This is a genomic window from Verrucomicrobiia bacterium, from assembly GCA_026414565.1.
Classification (GTDB): Bacteria; Verrucomicrobiota; Verrucomicrobiia; order Limisphaerales; family Fontisphaeraceae; genus Fontisphaera.
Window position 1 is genome coordinate 1 of the sequence record JAOAIT010000019.1, and the last position, 3,060, is coordinate 3,060.

The 3,060-nt window shown below is 65.6% G+C and carries 3 protein-coding genes and 2 pseudogenes; 1 reads left to right on the forward strand and 4 read right to left on the reverse strand.

The window, feature by feature from the left end; genetic code table 11:
• A partial coding sequence (locus tag N3J91_05650) for a hypothetical protein (protein MCX8155924.1) occupies positions 1–205 on the forward strand: 205 nt, incomplete at its 5' end.
• A gap of 28 nt (positions 206–233) precedes the next feature.
• Here the strand turns inward: N3J91_05650 and N3J91_05655 are convergent.
• From N3J91_05655 to N3J91_05670, 4 genes and pseudogenes are all read right to left on the reverse strand, one after another.
• A complete protein-coding gene (locus N3J91_05655) occupies positions 234–596 on the reverse strand; it encodes a hypothetical protein (GenBank protein ID MCX8155925.1) in 363 nt (120 codons plus the stop codon).
• Positions 597–610: 14 nt separating this feature from the next.
• Positions 611–1,129 carry an adenylate/guanylate cyclase domain-containing protein gene (locus N3J91_05660; GenBank protein ID MCX8155926.1) on the reverse strand — a complete coding sequence of 173 codons (519 nt, stop codon included), beginning with the start codon at positions 1,127–1,129 and terminating at the stop codon, positions 611–613.
• Between the two features lie 789 nt (positions 1,130–1,918).
• Positions 1,919–2,599 (reverse strand): annotated as a pseudogene (locus tag N3J91_05665) (TRAFs-binding domain-containing protein).
• Positions 2,600–2,653: 54 nt separating this feature from the next.
• Positions 2,654–2,851: pseudogene (locus tag N3J91_05670) on the reverse strand (RyR domain-containing protein).
• Between the last annotated feature and the right edge of the window lie 209 nt (positions 2,852–3,060).

A 3,060-nucleotide genomic window follows, 5' to 3' on the forward strand; every position in this document is an offset into this window, starting at 1 on the left:
GCACAGCTTCCGCCTCATCGGCCGCCCCCGCCTCTACAAACCCCACGCCCTCCTCCTCGGCTGCGATGCCGACGGCGTCCGCGAAGCCAGCCTCCCCCGCCGCGATCATCCCGAAACCTGGCGCCGCCTCAAACACGGCGACCACCCCACCCTCATGCAATGGCGCCTCCAACAAAATGAAATCCGCCACTTGACCCTGGAATAAGCCCTCCCTCGCCCCGCCGCGCCCCCGCTCACTTGTACACCCGCTTCCACTCCTTGAGCTTGCCATCCGGCCCAAACGTCAGCCGCAAAAACATATCCGGCGCCCCCGGCTCATACCACACGGCGGTGGTGGGGTAATACCCATACCCCGTCACAATCGAGCGCCCCGCATGCCCGCGCACCGTCAGCCATTCCGCCACCCGCGTCCCATCCTCCAGCGTCGCGCTCTTGTCCGGCGGCCCCAGCTCCAGCACCGCCTGATCATACGTGTACTGCCCCACCCGCCCATTCCAAATCTGCTGCGTGGAAGCGCACCCCGCCAGCCCCAACACCAGCACCACCCACCCCGCCTGGAGCAGCCGCCCCCGCCAATAATCCAATAACTGCCGCATGCCGCCAATATACCTCACGAGGCCGCCCGCACCAAGAACACCGGAATGGCCCCGTACTTCTTCGCCAGTTGCTTGGTGCCCACGTAATCGCACGTGAACTCCGCCACCCCCTCCGCCGTGGCCAGCGCCGCAAACGCCTGGCTCGCGTAGATCTGCCCCTCCTCCGCCACCGGCTCGATCCGCGCCGTCCGGTTCACGTGCGCCCCGTTGTACGTCAGCTTCCCCAGCACCGGATCGTAACACGCAAACACCGGCCCCGCGTGCAACGCAATCCGGATGTTCAACTCATGCGGCAGCTCATACCGCCCCCAGTCCGTCCCCCGCACCAAATCCCGCAGCCGCAGCGCAAACACCCCCGCATCCCGCACCGAGTCAAACACGCAGCACACCGCGTCCCCCCACGTGTTCTTGTGGATCGGCGGATGCGGCATCGCCTGCATCAACTCCGCCACCTGCCCCAGAAAATGCTGCACAAACGGCACCACCTGGACCTCCGTCAGCCGCGTGAAACCCACGATGTCCGCAAACAGCATCGCCTTGATCTCCTGCGGCATCAACGGCCCCGCAACCTCCGGCACCTCCGCCGGCACCCCCGCCGGCGCGTCCCAGTCCGGCGGCGGCGAGTTCTCCCGCAGCAGCTCGTCCAGCCGGATGATCTCCACCGGCGCGCCCCGGCCCTGCCAGAACTCCACAAAACTGTGCGTGCCCCCCAGCCCGTCCCCCGCCTGCCCGTTCCACAGCGCCAGCGGCACTACATCCAGCCCAAAAAAACGCCCCTTCAACAACGCCATGCCGTTGAGCGCCCGGTTGCAATAATCAAACGCCGCCCCATCGTTCCCATTCCCATACTCGCTCAACACCGTCACCGTCGCCGCCGCCGCCAGCACCCGCTCAAACCGCGCCCCAAAATCATGCCCGGGAATGATGTCCACACTGCACTTCCGAAAATCCCGCTGATTGAACGGCAGCGCAATGTTCACCTCCCCGCCCCGCTCCAGCAGCGCCTCCGCAAACAACAAATCCCCGCCGCACGCCAGCGAGCAAAAACCTATCTGCGCCTGCATCGCCTCCAGCCGCCGCGCTATCGCCGCCTTGGCCGGCCCCTCCAGCCACAACGGAAAGCGCGCCTGCCGCCGGTCCGGCCGGTCAAACATGTGCCCCGAAAACACCACCATCCGCGGCATCTGAAAACAATGATCCAGCAGATTCGCATTCCCCGTGATGTGCTCCAGCAACAACCGCGCCTGCGCCCGCGTCCGGCTCAGCACCGCCAGCTTGTCCCCCCCGATCGCCGTCGCGTTGCGGTAATGCTGCTCCGCCTTGCTCAAATCCCCCAGAATGATCGCCGCCTCCGCCAGCGTCGCCTCCAGCCAGTACCGCTCATCCGAATCCGTCGGCAGATGCTCCAGCGTCCGCTCGCACAAATCCGACACCTCCTGCGCCACCTGCCGCGCAATCGCCTTCTCCCCCGCCATGTAACCCGTCGTCGCCGCATTGATCCCCGAGTAATACCCCCGATTCCGCTGATACGAACTGTAATACAAATCAAAACTGATCCGCAGGTGTTGCTGCCGCTCCGCCGGATCCCCCGCCATCGTGTAAAAATCCTTGTGCGTCCGCGCCAGTATCCCCAGCGTCTCCTCGTCCTGATGCCCCGACTGCCGCAAATGATCCAGCATCGCATTCGCCCGCCGCGTCGCCCCCGTCCGCGCCAGCGCCAGCGCCTGGAGCTGCGTCAACCGCAAATCATCCTTGAACGCCTGCAGCCCCTCCGCCGAGATGTCAAACGCCAGAAACGCCTCCCCCAGCCGCAACGCCGCATCCACCGCCCGCCGGTAAATCTCCACGCTCTGGCCCCACACCGCCGGCGCATGTTGCTCCCAGATCCGCCGCAAATCCGCCACCGTCAGCTTCGGATTCTTCCGTATCTGCTGCAACGTCTCCTGCAACACCTGCCGCGCATCACTGTCCGCCCCCAACGGCTGCCCCGCCGGCCCCGTCACCGCATACCCCAGCCCCAAAATCGCCCGGATCGTCTCCAGCGCCGTCGCCCGGTTGAGCTGCTTCTCCTCCTCGCTCAGCTCCGCATACGGCACCAGACACGGATTGGTCTTCTGCTCGTCATCCCGACGCGGCCCGCACTTCCACCCCTGCGCCAGCCGCTCCTTCACCCACGCCTCATGATTCAACGCCGCCAGTTGCTCCACCAGCCGGCGGATTTCCTCCGTCAACTTCAACGGCGTCTCAACCGGCATCTGTAAATCGGTGGCCATATCCCTCGCCCGCGGCGGCGCCCAAGCCGTCTCCACGGCGTTACATCCTGAGCTGCCCCTCATATACACAATTCTCCCATCCTTGAGCAAGCAACTTGCGCGCCACCCAGCCCCACGCCCCATCTACCCCCCCCCCCCAAGATTGACAGACGGCCCCCCGCCATGCTTGATTTTCCCCACCATTTGCACCC